This is a genomic window from Cobetia sp. SIMBA_158 (genome assembly GCF_046566945.1).
In the GTDB taxonomy this organism is placed as follows: Bacteria; Pseudomonadota; Gammaproteobacteria; order Pseudomonadales; family Halomonadaceae; genus Cobetia; species Cobetia amphilecti.
On record NZ_JAWJYL010001182.1, the window covers coordinates 1 to 232 of the forward strand.

Sequence of the window (232 nt, forward strand, 5' to 3'; positions counted from 1 at the left end):
AGGGGATAGACGCTGGCGGCGGATGAGTCGACCAGCAACAGGCGGCCACCCAGGATTTCCGGCAGTCCGTTGCTGTGCGCCACGTCGTGACGAATGGGCATCTGCGAGACGGCGGATAGCGGTGCGGCGTCGCGCAGTGGCAGAGGGCTGCCTTCGCGCAGAATGTCCTGCAGGCTTCCGATTCTGGCGGCGCTGGGAGTCTTCATTGCTCTTTGGTCCTTTGTGGCCGGGT

General features: G+C 64.7%; 1 pseudogene. It reads right to left on the reverse strand.

Annotated features, from left to right (window positions below):
* Positions 1–206 (reverse strand): annotated as a pseudogene (locus R2R70_RS23480) (DeoR/GlpR transcriptional regulator); the annotation flags it as partial.
* Between the last annotated feature and the right edge of the window lie 26 nt (positions 207–232).